At 71.5% G+C, this 14032-nt stretch carries 14 protein-coding genes; 3 read left to right on the top strand and 11 right to left on the bottom strand.

All coding sequences use genetic code 11. The annotated features are described in order from the left end of the window. Positions 1–132 precede the first annotated feature (132 nt). The 4 genes from ACH4TP_RS35870 to ACH4TP_RS35855 are packed head-to-tail and all read right to left on the bottom strand — an operon-like array spanning position 133 to position 3698. Complete coding sequence (locus tag ACH4TP_RS35870) at positions 133–804, bottom strand: response regulator (RefSeq protein ID WP_398440239.1); 672 nt, start codon at positions 802–804, stop codon at positions 133–135. Further along, positions 801–1988 carry a sensor histidine kinase gene (locus ACH4TP_RS35865; protein ID WP_398440238.1) on the bottom strand — a complete coding sequence of 396 codons (1188 nt, stop codon included), beginning with the start codon at positions 1986–1988 and terminating at the stop codon, positions 801–803. The genes ACH4TP_RS35870 and ACH4TP_RS35865 overlap by 4 nt, the downstream gene beginning before the upstream one ends. Positions 1989–2001: 13 nt before the next feature. Beyond that, complete coding sequence (locus ACH4TP_RS35860) at positions 2002–2790, bottom strand: ABC transporter permease (RefSeq protein ID WP_398440237.1); 789 nt, start codon at positions 2788–2790, stop codon at positions 2002–2004. Continuing rightward, entirely contained in the window at positions 2787–3698 is a 912-nt protein-coding gene (locus tag ACH4TP_RS35855; protein ID WP_398440236.1) for an ATP-binding cassette domain-containing protein, read from the bottom strand. The genes ACH4TP_RS35860 and ACH4TP_RS35855 overlap by 4 nt, the downstream gene beginning before the upstream one ends. Positions 3699–3828: 130 nt before the next feature. Between ACH4TP_RS35855 and ACH4TP_RS35850 the strand changes: the two genes are divergently transcribed. Beyond that, positions 3829–4389 (top strand): GNAT family N-acetyltransferase, encoded by a 561-nt coding sequence (locus ACH4TP_RS35850; protein WP_398440235.1) that lies wholly within the window; start codon positions 3829–3831, stop codon positions 4387–4389. A 33-nt stretch (positions 4390–4422) separates the two neighbouring features. On the opposite strand, the gene ACH4TP_RS35845 is transcribed toward ACH4TP_RS35850, so the two are convergent. From ACH4TP_RS35845 to ACH4TP_RS35820, 6 genes are all read right to left on the bottom strand, one after another. Further along, positions 4423–5916 (bottom strand): type IV secretory system conjugative DNA transfer family protein, encoded by a 1494-nt coding sequence (locus tag ACH4TP_RS35845; protein ID WP_398440234.1) that lies wholly within the window; start codon positions 5914–5916, stop codon positions 4423–4425. A 1-nt stretch (position 5917) separates the two neighbouring features. After that, positions 5918–7312: an ATP-binding protein gene (locus tag ACH4TP_RS35840; RefSeq protein WP_389239080.1), complete on the bottom strand. Its 1395-nt coding sequence runs from the start codon at positions 7310–7312 to the stop codon at positions 5918–5920. Between the two features lie 20 nt (positions 7313–7332). Further along, entirely contained in the window at positions 7333–8886 is a 1554-nt protein-coding gene (locus ACH4TP_RS35835; RefSeq protein ID WP_389239082.1) for an SCO6880 family protein, read from the bottom strand. Then, positions 8883–10241 (bottom strand): hypothetical protein, encoded by a 1359-nt coding sequence (locus ACH4TP_RS35830; protein WP_398440233.1) that lies wholly within the window; start codon positions 10239–10241, stop codon positions 8883–8885. The genes ACH4TP_RS35835 and ACH4TP_RS35830 overlap by 4 nt, the downstream gene beginning before the upstream one ends. Next, a complete protein-coding gene (locus ACH4TP_RS35825; RefSeq protein ID WP_398440232.1) occupies positions 10231–11067 on the bottom strand; it encodes a hypothetical protein in 837 nt (278 codons plus the stop codon). Before ACH4TP_RS35825 ends, ACH4TP_RS35830 begins: the two co-directional genes overlap by 11 nt. A gap of 99 nt (positions 11068–11166) precedes the next feature. Then, a complete protein-coding gene (locus ACH4TP_RS35820; RefSeq protein WP_388857185.1) occupies positions 11167–11475 on the bottom strand; it encodes a hypothetical protein in 309 nt (102 codons plus the stop codon). Positions 11476–11787: 312 nt separating this feature from the next. Between ACH4TP_RS35820 and ACH4TP_RS35815 the strand changes: the two genes are divergently transcribed. Both ACH4TP_RS35815 and ACH4TP_RS35810 read left to right on the top strand, forming a co-directional pair. Beyond that, the gene (locus ACH4TP_RS35815) at positions 11788–12819 is read left to right on the top strand and encodes an NlpC/P60 family protein (protein ID WP_389239088.1); all 1032 of its coding nucleotides are present in this window, start codon (positions 11788–11790) and stop codon (positions 12817–12819) included. 223 nt (positions 12820–13042) lie between these two features. Then, entirely contained in the window at positions 13043–13765 is a 723-nt protein-coding gene (locus tag ACH4TP_RS35810) for a phosphatase PAP2 family protein (RefSeq protein ID WP_398440231.1), read from the top strand. A gap of 16 nt (positions 13766–13781) precedes the next feature. Here ACH4TP_RS35810 and ACH4TP_RS35805 read toward each other — a convergent pair whose 3' ends face one another. Then, entirely contained in the window at positions 13782–13937 is a 156-nt protein-coding gene (locus ACH4TP_RS35805) for a hypothetical protein (RefSeq protein ID WP_398192025.1), read from the bottom strand. Between the last annotated feature and the right edge of the window lie 95 nt (positions 13938–14032).

Here is a 14032-nt window from a genome sequence, read left to right as displayed (position 1 = left end):
GTACTGCAGGGGGGACCCTGTGGGAGAGTAGGACGCCGCCGAACAATCATTGTGGGAAAGCCCCGCACCATCTGGTGCGGGGCTTTTCTGCGTTTCGGGACCAATTCGGGACCAATGCAGGTCCATGCGGGTTCAGGCCGGCGTGACCAGGTGGGTGTCGTAGGCCAGGATGACGGCCTGGACGCGGTCGCGGGTGCCTGTCTTGGCGAGGATGCGGCCCACGTGGGTTTTTACCGTGGATTCTGCGAGGTGGAGGCGTTCCGCGATTTCTGTGTTGCTCCAGCCCTGGCCGATGACGGTGAGGATTTCGCGTTCGCGGTCGGTGAGGGTGGCGAGGCGGGGGTCTTCGGACGGGGGTGGGGGCGGGGCGGTCGTGGAGGGGAGGTGGTGGATGTAGGCGTCGAGGAGGCGGCGGGTGAGGCTGGGGGCGACGACCGCGTCGCCGGCGGCTATGGCGCGGATGCCGGAGAGGAGTTCTTCCGGTTGGGCGTCCTTCACGAGGAAGCCGCTCGCGCCGGCGCGGAGGCCGTCGTACGCGTACTCGTCGAGGTCGAAGGTCGTGACGATGAGGATGCGGGTGCGGGAGCCCGTGGTGATGATGCGGCGGGTGGCCTCGATGCCGTCGAGGCCGGGCATGCGGATGTCCATGAGGACGACGTCGGGGTGGTGGCGGTCGACCAGGCGGATCGCCTCGGTGCCGTTCGAGGCCTCGCCGACGACCGTCATGTCGTCCTGGCTCTCCAGCAACATGCGGAAGCCGAAGCGCTGCATCGGCTGGTCGTCCGCGATGAGAACGGTCGTCACGAGGGGGAGTCCTCCAGGGGGAGTCGGAGTCGTACGCGCCAGCCGTCGCCGGTCGGCAGTGGGCCGCTTTCGAGTGTGCCGTCGTAGCGGGCCGTGCGCTCGCGCATTCCGGTGATGCCCTGGCCCTGGCCCTGGGAGGGGGTGGGTGAGGGTGTTCCGGTGTCGGTGACCAGGAGTTCCAGGGTGTCGGAGGTGCAGGAGAGGCGGACGGTTGCCGTCGCGTCCGGGCCCGCGTGTTTCAGGGTGTTCGTCAGGGCTTCCTGGAGGACCCGGTAGACCGTCAGTTGGGCGCCTGCCGAGAGGGTGGGGGCGGGGGCGGTCGAGGGCAGGGTGGCTTCGACCGGCAGGCCTGCTTTCCGTACGCCTTCGATGAGGGGGGCCAGGTCGGTCAGGGTCGGTTGGGGGGCGCGGGTCGCGGTCTCGGCGTCCTCGTGCAGGACGCCCAGGAGGCGGCGGAGTTCGGCGAGGGCCTGGCGGCTCGTCGTGCCGATGGCGTCGAGGGCCTGGGCGGCGCGCTCGGGGTTCTTGGCGGCCGCGTAACGGCCGCCGTCGGCGAGGCCGGTGATGACGGAGAGGTTGTGGCCGATGATGTCGTGCATCTCCCGGGCGATCCGGGCGCGTTCGGCGGTGGCGGCGAGGCGGACCTCGTGGGCGCGTTCGTCCCGGCGGGAGCGGACCGTGATGCCGAGGAGGGCGACGAGTGCGTACGCCCACAGGGCGGGGACGAGGCGTTGCTCCCAGGACTCCTGGGGGAAGCGGAGGGCGCCTGCGACCAGCGGCGGGGCGAGCAGGGCCAGGGAGCAGAGGAGTGCGCGGGGCGGGCGGTTGAGGGCGATGTGGAAGAGCGGGAGCGCCTGGAGGTAGCCGGACTGGAGGAAGGCGCCCGAGGCGTCGCCGGCCATCGCTCCGCAGGCCATCACCGCCAGGGCGGTCATCGGGTGGCGGCGGCGCCAGTAGAGGGGGACGGAGAGCGTCAGGGTCGCGGTGACCACGAGCCAGACGGGGACGGACTGGTCCTGGGCGGTGGTCCGCCAGCCGCCGGCGGCGTCCACGAGGGCCGCCGTCGTCCAGGAGGCGGTGACCGCCGTGTCCCACACCCAGGGGTGTCGGGCGTCGAAGGCCCGGATCCGGGTCATGAGCTGTCGGGCGTACCGGCTCGGGGCTGTCGTCGTCTCCGTGGTCACGCCGTCATCATCCTCATACGTCGCGGTGTTCGAGCAGCAGTGCGGGGACCGCGAGTGCCGCGGTCGCCCAGAGGGGCAGGGCGAGGAGGGCCGCGCCGGGCGAGGCGGCGCCCTGGAGCGGGGTCGCGGAGCCGAGGGCGGCGGCCGCCTGGGTGGGGAAGTACTTCACGACCGTGTCCATCGCCTCGTACGGGAGCATCCCGAGGATCTGCGGGACGATCAGGACTCCGCCGACGAAGGCGCCGATCGCGCCGGGCACCGAGCGGAGGGCGGCGCCGAGGCCGAGGGCGATCAGGCCGAGGAGGGTGACGCCGGCGGCGTTGCCCGCGACGGCGGTGAGGACGCCGTCGTCGGTGAGGGAGGCGGCCTGGTCGGTGTCGGAGAGGAAGATCTGGGCGGTGAGGAAGGTCAGGAGGGCCGTGAGGAGGGAGATCGTGAAGACCGTGGCCGTGTAGACCGTGGCCTTCGCCCAGAGGACGGGGAGGCGGCGGGGGACCGCTGTCAGGGTGGCGCGGATCATGCCCGTCGCGTACTCGCCGGCGGTGACGAGGATGCCGAGGACGGCGAGGGCGATGACGCCGAGCTGGGAGCCGTACAGGGTGAGGACGACGGTGTCGACGTCGGAGTCGCCGCCGTCGGAGGTGTAGGTGGCGCCCATGAGGATGCCGACGCCGAGGAGGAGTGCGGCGGAGGCGAGGAGGGTGATCCAGGTGGAGCGGACCGTGCGGAGTTTGTGCCATTCCGAGCGGAGGACGCGGGCCGGGGTGATCGTGATCGCGGTCGTGGGCGCGGTGGTGGTCATGCGGGGGCTCCCTGGTATTCGACGGAGTCGCGGGTGAGGTCCATGAAGGCCTGCTCCAGGGAGGGGGCCTGGGGGGTGAGTTCGTGGAGGGGGACGGCGTGGGCGGCGGCCGTGCGGCCGATCTCCGCGGCTTCCAGGCCGGTGACGAGGAGGGTGTCGGGGGTCTCCGTGGTGATCCGGGCGCCGGGGAGGGCGGGGAGGAGCGTGCGGAGGCGGTCCGCGTCCGGGGTGACGACCCTGACGCTCGCGCCGCCGGAGGCCCGTACGAGCTCGTCGACGGTGGTGTCGGCGAGGAGCCGGCCCTTGCCGATGACGATCAGGTGGTCGGCGGTGAGGGCCATCTCGCTCATGAGGTGGGAGGAGACGAGGACGGTACGGCCCTCGGCCGCCAGGTTCTTGAGGAGCGTACGGATCCAGAGGACGCCCTCCGGGTCGAGGCCGTTGACCGGTTCGTCGAGGACGACGGTGGCGGGGTCGCCGAGGAGCGCGGCGGCGATGCCGAGGCGCTGGCCCATGCCGAGGGAGAAGCCCTTGACGCGTCTGCGGGCGACGTGGGTGAGGCCGGTGAGGGCGAGGACGCGTTCCACGCGCGCGCGGGGGATGCCGTGGGTGTGGGCGAGGGCCATGAGGTGGTGGTGGGCGGAGCGGCCGGGGTGCACCGAGCGGGCTTCGAGGAGTGCGCCGACGCGGGTGAGCGGGGCCGGGTGGGCGGCGTAGGGGCGGCCGTCGACGGTGGCGTGGCCGCGGGTGGGGGCGTCGAGGCCGAGGATCATGCGGAGGGTGGTGGACTTTCCGGCGCCGTTGGGGCCGAGGAAGCCGGTGACGGAGCCGGGGTGGACGGTGAAGCTGAGGTCCTCGACGACGGTGGTGTCGCCGTATTTCTTGGTGAGGTTCTCTGCTCGGATCATGTCTTCGACGGTAGGGAGCGGGCGGGGGCCGGGCGTCGGACCGCGGGTGGGTGCGCGGGGTGGGCCGTAGTACCCGGGTACGACGGAAAGGGCTTGTCAGCGGGGTGTGGGGCTCGCCAGGATCGGCGGCATGGACTATTCGATACGCACCATCCGCGCCGACGAGTGGGAGAAGACCCGCGAGATCCGGCTGGCCGCCCTCCAGGACCCGATCGCGCACCTGGCGTTCCTCGACACGTACGAGGCGGCCGTCGAGCGGCCCGACGCCTTCTGGAAGGACCGGGCGGAGGGGTCGTCCGAGAGCGGCGACGGGAGCGTGCTGCAGTTCGTGGCCGAGGCCCCGGACGGGAGTTGGGCGGGCACGATCACGCTGCTCGTGGAGCGGCCGTCGGACGAGGCGCGGTTCGGTGAGGCGGCGAAGGTCGACCAGACGCACATCGTGGGTGTGTACGTGCGTCCCGAGGCGCGGGGGACGGGGGTGATCGACGCGTTGTTCCGGGCGGGGGTGAAGTGGTCCTGGACGGTGCCGGAGCCGGCGGTGGAGCGGGTGCGGCTGTACGTGCACGAGGAGAACGCGCGGGCCGCGGCGTTTTATCGGCGGTTCGGGTTCGTCGCTACCGGGGATGCGGTGGCGGTGCCGGGGGACGATACGGCGCGGGAGCTGGAGTACGAGTTGGTGCGGCCTTCGTAGGGCGCGGGTTCAGGCGCGGGAGCCTGGGCGCGGCTAACGGCGCCGTTCCGTTGTGCCCACCCGTTCCGACCCAGCGGAACGATTGCCCACGACGGCCTCCGGCCAGCGGGACCTCGCCTGTTCCTCGGAGCGCATCAGGGCGAAGGTCGGGAGGCCCTGGGGGTGGCCTGTGGCCAGGAGGTCCGGGAGTTGGGGGAGGGGGGCCACTGCGGCTACGTCGTCGAGGACGAGGGTCAGTGGTGGGTCGAGCCGACCGTCGGATGACCGTGCGGCCATGCGGCGGCCGTGCTCGACCACGCTTGCGGCGAGGGCCGTGAGGAGCGGCATCGCGCCGGGGTGGGTGCGGGGATCCTCGATCGCCTCGCCCACCACGTAGAGGGTGCCCCCTTCGGCGATGAAAGATGCGAGCGCCAGCGAGTCAGTTCGATTTGGCGCGTATGCCTCCCTGATGTGGATCGAGGAGAGGGAGGCGAGCGCACGGGCCGTCAGTTCCTGGGCCAGGCGGCGGCTTTCCGGGTGTGCGGTGAGCGCGGACTCCAGGAGGCCCGCCAGGCCCGAGGCGGCCTTCGGGTGGCTGCGGAGGATGCGTACGGGCTCGTGGGCGCCCGCGCCCTGTGCCCAGCGGTGGACCTGTCGGAAGGGGCGGCCGTCGATGGCGGCGGCGTGCAGCCAGCAGCGCAGGAGCGTCTCCGCGGTGTCGGCGGTGGCCGCGTCCAGGCGGGAGTGCGGGCGTACGGGGGAGAGCAGGGCGGCCGCGCGTTCCTGCGCCACCGCCGGGTCCTCGCAGTGCTCGGACGGTGACCAGTGGAGCCGGGCGGGGGTGTCGCAGAGGTGGCCGGGGTCGTGGACGAGGACGGGGCCGAGTTTGCCGCGCGCGTCCTTCGTCGAGGACCAGACGGCGGGGTCGGAGGTGACGACCAGGGCCGGGCCCTCCGCGTCCAGGATCGCCTGTACGGCGGCGGGGCGGCGGGTGTCCGGGGGGCCGTAGAGGGTGCGGGGGGTGGCTATGGGGGTCGGTGGCGGGGTCGGTGTCTCTGTTGCCGGGGGTGGGGTCTGGGGCTGTTGCTCCGTGGGGCGGCGGGGGGCCGGGGGCGTGGCGGGTTCCTCCCGTGCCTCCGTGTGGTTCCGTACGCCCGTGTCCTTGCGTACCGGGGCCGTCTCGTACGCGCCCGCCTTCCGGTTCGCGCGGACCGCGCGCCAGCGGGTGAGGGTGCCGAGGGCGAAGACCGCGAGGACCATCAGGATCATGGCCTCGCCGATGAGCAGGCCCCAGAAGAGGCCGTAGCCGGAGAGGGTGCCCGGTGGGGTGGCCGGCCAGGCGGCAGGGAGGTCGGTCGGGGCCGTCGTGAGGGAGCGCAGGGCGAGCGGGGTGCGGGTGAAGGTGACGCCGGTCGGCCAGGAGCCGTGGGCGAGGAGTCCGGCCAGGCCGGTCGCGGTCCAGACGAGGACCGCGAGGCCGAGGACCAGGGCGAACAGTCCGACGACGAAGCCGTCGGAGACGCCGCCCTGCCTCTTCTGCTCGGTCACGTCACGCCACCGTCGACTGTGAAGTGCCGTTCACCTGCTGCTCGATGAGGATCGCGCGCTGTTCGGTCTCCCACTCGAGTTCCGGGTCCGCGACGGAGGACTCCGTCATGGCGCGGTCGGTGTAGACGAGGGGGCGTTCCTTCTCGGTGATGAGGTGTTTGACCACCTGGACGTTGCCGTTGACGTCCCAGACGGCGATGCCGGGGGTGAGGGTGGGGATGATCTCGACGGCCCAGCGGGGCAGGCCGAGGACCCGGCCGGTGTTGCGTGCCTCGTCGGCCTTCTGGGCGTAGATGGTGCGGGTGGAGGCCATCTTGAGGATGGCCGCCGCTTCTTTTGCCGCTGCTCCGTCGACGACGTCGGAGAGGTGGTGGACGACGGCCACGAAGCTCAGGCCGAGGCGGCGGCCGAACTTCAGGAGGCGCTGGAACAGCTGGGCCACGAAGGGGCTGTTGATGATGTGCCAGGCCTCCTCGACGAGGAAGATGCGCTTCTTCCGGTCGGGGCGGATCCAGGTGTGTTCCAGCCAGACGCCGACGATCGCCATGAGGATGGGCATGGCGATGGAGTTGCGGTCGATGTGGGACAGGTCGAAGACGATGAGGGGGGCGTCGAGGTCGATGCCGACCGTGGTCGGGCCGTCGAACATGCCGCGGAGGTCGCCGTCGACGAGGCGGTCGAGGACGAGGGCGACGTCCAGGCCCCAGGCCCGTACGTCGTCTATGTCGACGTTCATCGCCTCGGCCGATTCGGCCTCGGGGTGGCGGAGGCGTTCGACGATGTCGGTGAGGATCGGCTGCCGGTCGGTGGTGTGTTCGGTGACGTAGGCGTGGGCGACCTTGAGGGCGAAGCCGGAGCGCTCGTCGAGGCCGTGGCCCATGGCCACTTCGATGATGGTGCGGAGCAGGGCGAGCTGGCCCGTGGTGGTGATCGAGGGGTCGAGGGGGTTGAGGCGGATCCCGGAGTCGTTGGCGACCATCGGGTCCAGGCGGATGGGGGTTATCCCCAGCTCCTGGGCGATGAGGTTCCATTCGCCGACGCCGTCCTCGCCCTGGGCGTCGAGGACGACGACCTGCCGGTCGCGGAAGCGGAGCTGGCGGAGGACGTAGGTCTTCTCCAGGGCCGACTTGCCGTTGCCGGATTCGCCGAGGACCAGCCAGTGGGGGGCGGGGAGCTGCTGCCCGTACAGCTGGAAGGGGTCGTAGATGTAGCCCTTGCCGCTGTAGACCTCGCGGCCGATGATGACGCCGGAGTCGCCGAGGCCGGGCGCGGCGGTCGGCAGGTAGACGGCCTGGGCCTGCCCGGTGGAGGTGCGGACGGGCAGGCGGGTCGTCTCCACCTTCCCGAAGAGGAAGGAGGTGAAGGCGTCGGTGAGGACGGACAGCGGATCTCGCATGGGTCTGTGCCCCTTCGGCCCTAGCGGCGGATGCCGGTCGCGAACGGCAGGGTGTTCACAAAGGCCCGGTGGTGCTCGCGGTCGCACCACTCCAGCTTCAGATACGACTTGCCGGCGGAGGCCCTGATCGTGCGCTTGTCCCGGGCGAGGGCCTCGGGCGAACGCGACGACACCGTGATGTACCCGACGAGGTTGACTCCTGCCGCGCCGCTGGCGAGATCTTCACCCCGCTGGTCGAGCCGGCCGTGGGCGGCGATGTCGCGGGGGTCGACGGTGCGGTTCATCTTGGCGGCGCGGCTGGCGTCGGCCTCGTCGTTGGTCTTCTCGGTGAGCATCCGCTCGATGGCGACCTCGGTGGGCTCCAGGTCCATCGTGACGGCGACCGTGCGGATGACGTCGGGGGTGTGGACGAGGAGCGGGGCGAGGAAGTTGACGCCGACGGGGGTCATCGGCCACTCCTTGATCCAGGCGGTGGCGTGGCACCAGGGGGCGCGGGTGGAGGACTCGCGGGTCTTGGCCTGGAGGTAGGTCGGTTCCATCGCGTCGAGTTCGGCGGGCCAAGCGTTTCGTTTCGTCATGGCCTGGATGTGGTCGATGGGGTGGTCCGGGTCGTACATGGAGTGCACGAGGGAGGACAGCCGGGACTGGCCGAGGGGCTGGCGGACGCGGATGTCGGCCTCGGCGAGGCGGGCGCAGATGTCGGTGAGCTCGCGGGCCATGACGACGGCGATGCCGGCGTCGCGGTCGAGCTTGCGGGCGCCGGAGGCGTGGCGGGCGGCGCGGGCCATGGCGTTGGCCTCGGCGGCGAGCTCGCGGGTGTAGTGCATGCAGGCGACGAGGTAGGCGCGGTGCTGCTCGCTGGAGGTGGAGACCATGGACTGGAGCTGGTCGTAGGACTCCTGGAGCCAGGCGGGGGCCTGGGTGTCTCCGCGCTGGGCGACGTCCTTGGCGTGGGCGTCGGGGTCGGCGGGGAGGGTGCGGGCGAGCATCTGGAGGCGGGTGACGAAGCCGTCTCCGTTGGCGACGTGCTTGAGGAGGGTGCCGAAGCGGTCGACGAGGGCTTCCTGGTCCTCGCTGTCGCGGAGGCCGACGCCGGGGCCCTCGATCTCGATGGCGGCGGTGACGGTGCGGCGGTCGGCGTGCAGGAGGACGGCGATCTCGTCGGGGCCGAAGGGGGCGGAGAGCCAGCCGACGTGGCCGATGCCGGGGGGCGGGCCGACCTCGACCTCGCGGCCGTCGAGGCGGGTGCCGGCCTCGGAGGCGATGGAGCGGTAGGCCGTGCCGCGCTTGAGCATCCGCTTGTAGCTGCGGTTGATCTCGAACCACTTGTAGAAGGTGCGGTGCTTGTACGGGAGGTAGACGGCGGCGATCGCGAGCATGGGGAGGCCCGCGAGGAGCGCGATCCGCAGGGGGAGGGCGGGGACGAGGAGTCCGCTCATCATGCCGAGGAAGGCGCCGACGATGATCAGGGCGATCTCGCCGGTCTCGCGGTTCTTGCCGACGATCGCGTTGGGCCGGGCGCGGCCGACGAGATACGTGCGGCGGGGCGCGACCGGCTGGGACTGGGTCGTCAACGCCCTGCACCTCCAGAGTTCTTGCGGTTGCTGTGCGGGGTACCCGCGGTGGGACTGCTGCTGCGGGGCGGGGGTGTGGAGCTGCCGCCGCCGGTGCCGCCGCCTGCGCCGCGGCTGCTGTGGGCGGCCATGCCGCCGGAGACGGGGTTGGCGGGGCGGGGGGCGGAGGACTGGGTGCCGCCGCCGCCGCTGTCGCGGGTGCTGTGGGTCTTGATGCCCTGGGAGACGAGGGAGGCGGGGGAGGAGATGACGGCGGCGGCCGCGTTCTCGCCGGCGCGGTGGAGGCGGTTGTTGCGGGAGGCGGCGATCTCGTCGCCGAAGCCGGGGACGAAGCGGTAGATCATCGCGGAGGCGAAGATGGCGAGCAGGATGATCGAGAGGCCGGAGACGACGGCGGAGACGGAGTCGGGGCCGGTGCCGGAGGAGAGGGCGCCGGCGAGGCCGAGGACGATCACGATGACCGGTTTGACCAGGATGATCGCGATCATGATGCCGGCCCAGCGGCGGACGTGGCCCCACATGTTCTTGTCGACGAGGCCGGAGTAGACGACGACGCCGAGGAGGGCGCCGACGTACAGCAGGACGGCGCGGAGGAACAGTTCCAGGTAGAGGACGCCGGCGGCGAGGACGGTCACCAGGGAGACGATGATCAGCATGATGGGGCCGCCACCGATGCTGTCGCCCTTCTGGAGGGCCTGTTTGAAGCTGCCGAAGAAGATGTCGGTCTGCTGGCCGGTGCCGGAGGCGATGACCTCGGTGATGGCGTCGGTGGCGTTGACGACGGTGTAGAGGATCAGGGGGGTGAAGGCGGAGGCGAGGACCGTCAGCCAGAGGAAGCCGATGGCTTCGGAGAGGGCCGTGGTGAGGGGGACGCCGCGGACGGCCCGCTTGGCGACGGCGAGGAGCCAGAGGAGGAGGGTGAGGAAGGTGGCGGCGGCGAAGACGATGGCGTAGCGGCCGAGGAACTGCATGTTGGTGAAGTCGACGTCGGCGGTTTCCTTGACTGCCTTGGAGAGGACGTCGACGACTTTGATGGCGGCGTCGGCGAAGCCGCGGGCGAGGGAGGAGAGGGGGTCCAGGGCGGAGGTGGGGTCGGTGACGGAGGAGCCGCCGGTGCCGCCCGTCTGGCCCTTCTCGCACAGCTCGCGGGCCTGGCCGAAGATCAGCCCGCACTCGTTGGAGGTGGGGCTCGGAGTCGGCGTCGGTGTCGGGGCCGGCGGGGTGGGCGTGGGGGCCGCGTGGGCGGCCGGGGCCAGGAGCAGGGGTACGGAGAGGAACGCGGCCGTCAGCGTGGTGGCGAGCGCGGTGGCGCGTGCGGCCGGCGAGCGGCCCGCGGGGCCTCGGCTAGCGGGCATAGGTGAAGCCTCCGTATCCGTCCACGGCCTTGGCGATGTCGTCCGCGAGGGAGGCGCGGTTGTCCCCGCTGACGGGGGTCGGTCCCTCGCTCTGCCCGGACGAGGAGATCCGCCAGTCGTTTCCGGTCCAGGTGAGTTTCTGCGTGAGCGTGAACCAGGAGGAGGTGACGGGCTTGGTGGAGCCTTCGCCGGCGAGGCCGACCAGGCCCGTGCACCAGACCTCGACCGTCGCCGAACCGTCCGTGTAGTCGGTGACCTTGGTGCCGACCGGGATGGTGCGGGACACGAAGCTGAAGCCGCTGGGCACGTTGCCGTTCGCGTCGAGGCCGACGCTGTTCATGAGTCCGGCCGAGTAGGAGGCGTCGAGCTGCTTCAGGAGGCCGTCGACGACCGCGGGCGCGTAGATGGTGCGGACGATGTTCTCGCGGGAGCCGTCCTGGAACATCTCCGCCGAACCCAGTGCCACCGCGTAGTTGGCGGCCGCGCTCTGTGCCCCCTGGTCGTCGTGGCTGTAGCCCGTGGGGATGGTGCCGGTTTTGGTGGTGACGGGGCGGGTGCCGGTGGGGGTGGTGGGGGAGGTGCGGCCGGGGGTGGTGGAGCGGGGGTTGGAGGCGTCGGCAGGGGGGGTGTCGCCGCGGTTGGCGAAGGCGATGGCGGCGACGAGGAGGACCACCACGCCGACGACCGTGAGGAGGGATCGGGAGCTGCGGACGGGGCGGCGGGCGCCGCCGTAGACGTCGCCGCTGTTGCCCTCGGGCAGGCGGGTCCGGGTCTGGCCCGAGCCGCCCACGCCGCCGAAGCTGTCGTGCTCGTCGCCGGGACTCATGCCGGGTACGCCCCCTCACTCGTTCGCGGGTACGGCCGTGCTGCAACATGACTGGGCATCAGGGAACGCATTCTCGGGAGGGTCGGGTCCGATGGGAGATCAGACGGCCATCCCGTACACGATGGTGAAGAGCGTCCCCAGCGATCCGATGATGAAGACGCCGGTCAGGCCGGCGACGATCAGGCCCTTGCCCTGTTCCGCGCTGAACGTGTCCCGGAGGGCGGTCGCGCCGATGCGCTGCTTGGCCGCTCCCCAGATGGCGATGCCGAGGCAGAGCAGGATGGCCACGGCCATCACGACCTCGATCATCACCTTGGCCTCGTTGCCCAGGCTTCCGAAGGGACCCCAGTTGGGGGCGATTCCACCGATGATGGTGGTGATGTCGCCTTTGTCGGCCGCCAGGTACATATAACTCACCGCCCCTGTTGGGTACTTGGTCGCCCCTGCCGGACGGCATGGGTCATCGCCCTATCTTCGCTGATGAAACCGCTCACGTGTGACGGCTTGGCGGCTCTCTTTACCCGATCCCCGCACACTTGACCGATCTGACCGTCTTGACCTGCGGTGGCGTGGCCGGTTTCCATGCGAAGAAGCGTATGGTCACTCTGTGTATCACGGAGAGTGACTCCGGGCAATGATTGTCGTTGTTGCACTCTTGGGGCCGCGTCGGGCGCGACCTAGACTGGCGGCCCTGGCGTACTGCCATGAACCGAGGGGTGGTTGACGGTGCGTAGGGCGGGCAAGGCGTGGCTGGTGGCCGGTGGGGCCCTGGGGGTCTGTCTCGGGTTCGTCGCCATGCTCGTCATCGGTACGTACTCCGCGGCGGCCGGGATCGCGGGCGGCACGGCCGGCAAGAACGGTTCGGTGGGCCTCGCGAAGGGGGCCGTCCCCGCCCTGTACCAGGGGCTCGTGCAGCAGTGGGGGAACCTGTGCCCCGCCATCAACCCGGCCCTGCTCGCCGCCCAGCTGTACCAGGAGAGCGGCTGGAACCCGCAGGCCGTCTCCTCGGCCGACGCCCGCGGCATCGCCCAGTTCATCCCCGGCACCTGGGCCGGGCACGGCATCGACGGCGACGGGGACGGGGACCGGGACATCTGGGACCCGAAGGACGCCATCCCGTCCGCCGCCTCGTACGACTGCGAGCTCGCCGGTTACGTGAAGGACGTGCCCGGGGACCCGGCGGACAACATGCTGGCCGCGTACAACGCGGGCGCGTACCGGGTCATCAAGCACGGCGGGGTGCCGCCCATCAGCGAGACGCGGAACTACGTCCGCATCATCCGGTCCCTGGAGAAGAGCTTCGCCCGGCCGCTGGGCCGTGTCGCGCCCTCGCAGCAGGCCGCGGCCGCCATCACCTACGCGCAGGGGAAGCTCGGCACCCCGTACCTCTGGGGCGGTACGGGCACGGCCGCGGAGGGCGGGCGGTTCGACTGCTCCGGGCTCACCCAGGCCGCGTACGACAGCGTCGGGGTGACCCTGCCGCGCGTCGCCAACGACCAGTACAACGCCGGTCCGCACCCGAGCCGGAGCGAGCTGCTGCCGGGCGACCTCGTCTTCTTCTCGGACGACCTGACCAACTCCCGGGCCATCCGGCACGTCGGCATCTACGTCGGCGGCGGCTACATGATCGACGCCCCGCGCACCGGGGCGGTGATCCGTTTCGACCGGATCGACACCCCGGACTACTTCGGTGCCACCCGGGTCACCAAGGAGGGCGCGGCGGCGCTGCCCACCCATCTGCCGCAGGCCTGAGGGAAGCAGACGGGCCGTCGGCCGCCTTCCCGGCGTATCGGGCATGGCTGGAACTCTCCGTCATGCACAGGCCCTGAGCTGCGGTGAACCGTCACTCTTCGATAACGTCGTCATGATCCACCGGAGAGAGCGGAACGTACGCCTCAGGCGGTTCGTTCCCCGATCCGACCGCTCTGCCCACGGGGGTTGGAAACCAGACACGAGAGCAAGGGGCCCGCAGCAGATGGCTGGACTCGCATCGGACGCCGTGAACCCCGATGTCGGCCTGCTCTACGACATCAACGGCCTGGCCAAGGCCGCCCCGCCGTGGTTCGACCGCGTCATGGAGTTCGCCGGCGAGTACGGGATCGTGCTCGCGATGGTCCTCGTCGTGCTCTGGTGCTGGTGGAGCGTCCGCCGGCGCGGTGCTCCCGGTGACTCCGTCTCGGCCGTCGCCGGGCTCGTCTGGGCCCCGCTGGCCGCCGGCATCGCCCTTCTCGTCAACATTCCCATTCGCGGCTTCGTCGAGCGTCCCCGGCCCTTCAAGGACCACCAGGGCCTTGAGGTCCTCGTCGACGGGAAGACGGACTTCTCGTTCGTGAGCGACCACGCCACCCTCACGATGGCGCTCGGCGTCGGCCTCTTCGTCGCCAACCGGCGGTTCGGCCTCGCCGCCATCGGCCTCGCGCTCGTCGAGGGCTTCGCACGGGTCTACATGGGCGTCCACTACCCGACCGACGTGATCGGCGGCTTCGCCCTCGGCACGGCGGTGGCGCTGCTCCTCGCCCCGGTCGCGCTCGCCCTGCTCACGCCCGTCGTCTCCGCCGTCGCCCGCTCCGGACGCGGCGCCCGCCTCGTCCGCTCCCGCCGGGCCGACGCGGCGCCCCGCCCCGAGGCCGTCGGCATCCCCGAGCCCCGGCTCGGCGGCCCCGCCCGGGGCACCGGACGGAACGACCTCGCCGCCTAGCCGACCCGCCGCGCAGTCAGGAAGCGTTGGCCCGGAGGTGCTCCGCCGCGTCCGTACGGGCCTTGTCGCGGGATCTGCGGGCCGGTCCCGTCCAGCCGCAGCTGCAGCGGGCCAGCGCGAACGAGCCGCGTTCCGTGGTGGTCGTCGTGTGGGAGGAGGCCTGCGCATGCACCCCACCACCGTACTGCGCGTGACGGCACGCCCCGCCCGTCGTTAGGGGGATCGGGTGTCCCCGGGCCCGAGGGCCGGGGGAAGGGCGGGTCCCGG

The sequence above is a fragment of the Streptomyces sp. NPDC021012 genome (assembly GCF_044333355.1).
Classification (GTDB): domain Bacteria; phylum Actinomycetota; class Actinomycetes; order Streptomycetales; family Streptomycetaceae; genus Streptomyces.
This window is presented reverse-complemented; position numbering and strand designations above follow the sequence as displayed.

Excerpts from the sequence above, each read along its gene's own strand:
- ACH4TP_RS35825 (WP_398440232.1), bottom strand. The coding sequence starts at position 11,067 with ATGAGTCCCGGCGACGAGCACGACAGCTTCGGCGGCGTGGGCGGCTCG.
- ACH4TP_RS35860 (WP_398440237.1), bottom strand. The coding sequence starts at position 2,790 with ATGACCACCACCGCGCCCACGACCGCGATCACGATCACCCCGGCCCGC.
- ACH4TP_RS35830 (WP_398440233.1), bottom strand. The coding sequence starts at position 10,241 with ATGCCCGCTAGCCGAGGCCCCGCGGGCCGCTCGCCGGCCGCACGCGCC.
- ACH4TP_RS35820 (WP_388857185.1), bottom strand. The coding sequence starts at position 11,475 with ATGTACCTGGCGGCCGACAAAGGCGACATCACCACCATCATCGGTGGA.
- ACH4TP_RS35840 (WP_389239080.1), bottom strand. The coding sequence starts at position 7,312 with ATGCGAGATCCGCTGTCCGTCCTCACCGACGCCTTCACCTCCTTCCTC.
- ACH4TP_RS35855 (WP_398440236.1), bottom strand. The coding sequence starts at position 3,698 with ATGATCCGAGCAGAGAACCTCACCAAGAAATACGGCGACACCACCGTC.
- ACH4TP_RS35810 (WP_398440231.1), top strand. The coding sequence starts at position 13,043 with ATGGCTGGACTCGCATCGGACGCCGTGAACCCCGATGTCGGCCTGCTC.
- ACH4TP_RS35850 (WP_398440235.1), top strand. The coding sequence starts at position 3,829 with ATGGACTATTCGATACGCACCATCCGCGCCGACGAGTGGGAGAAGACC.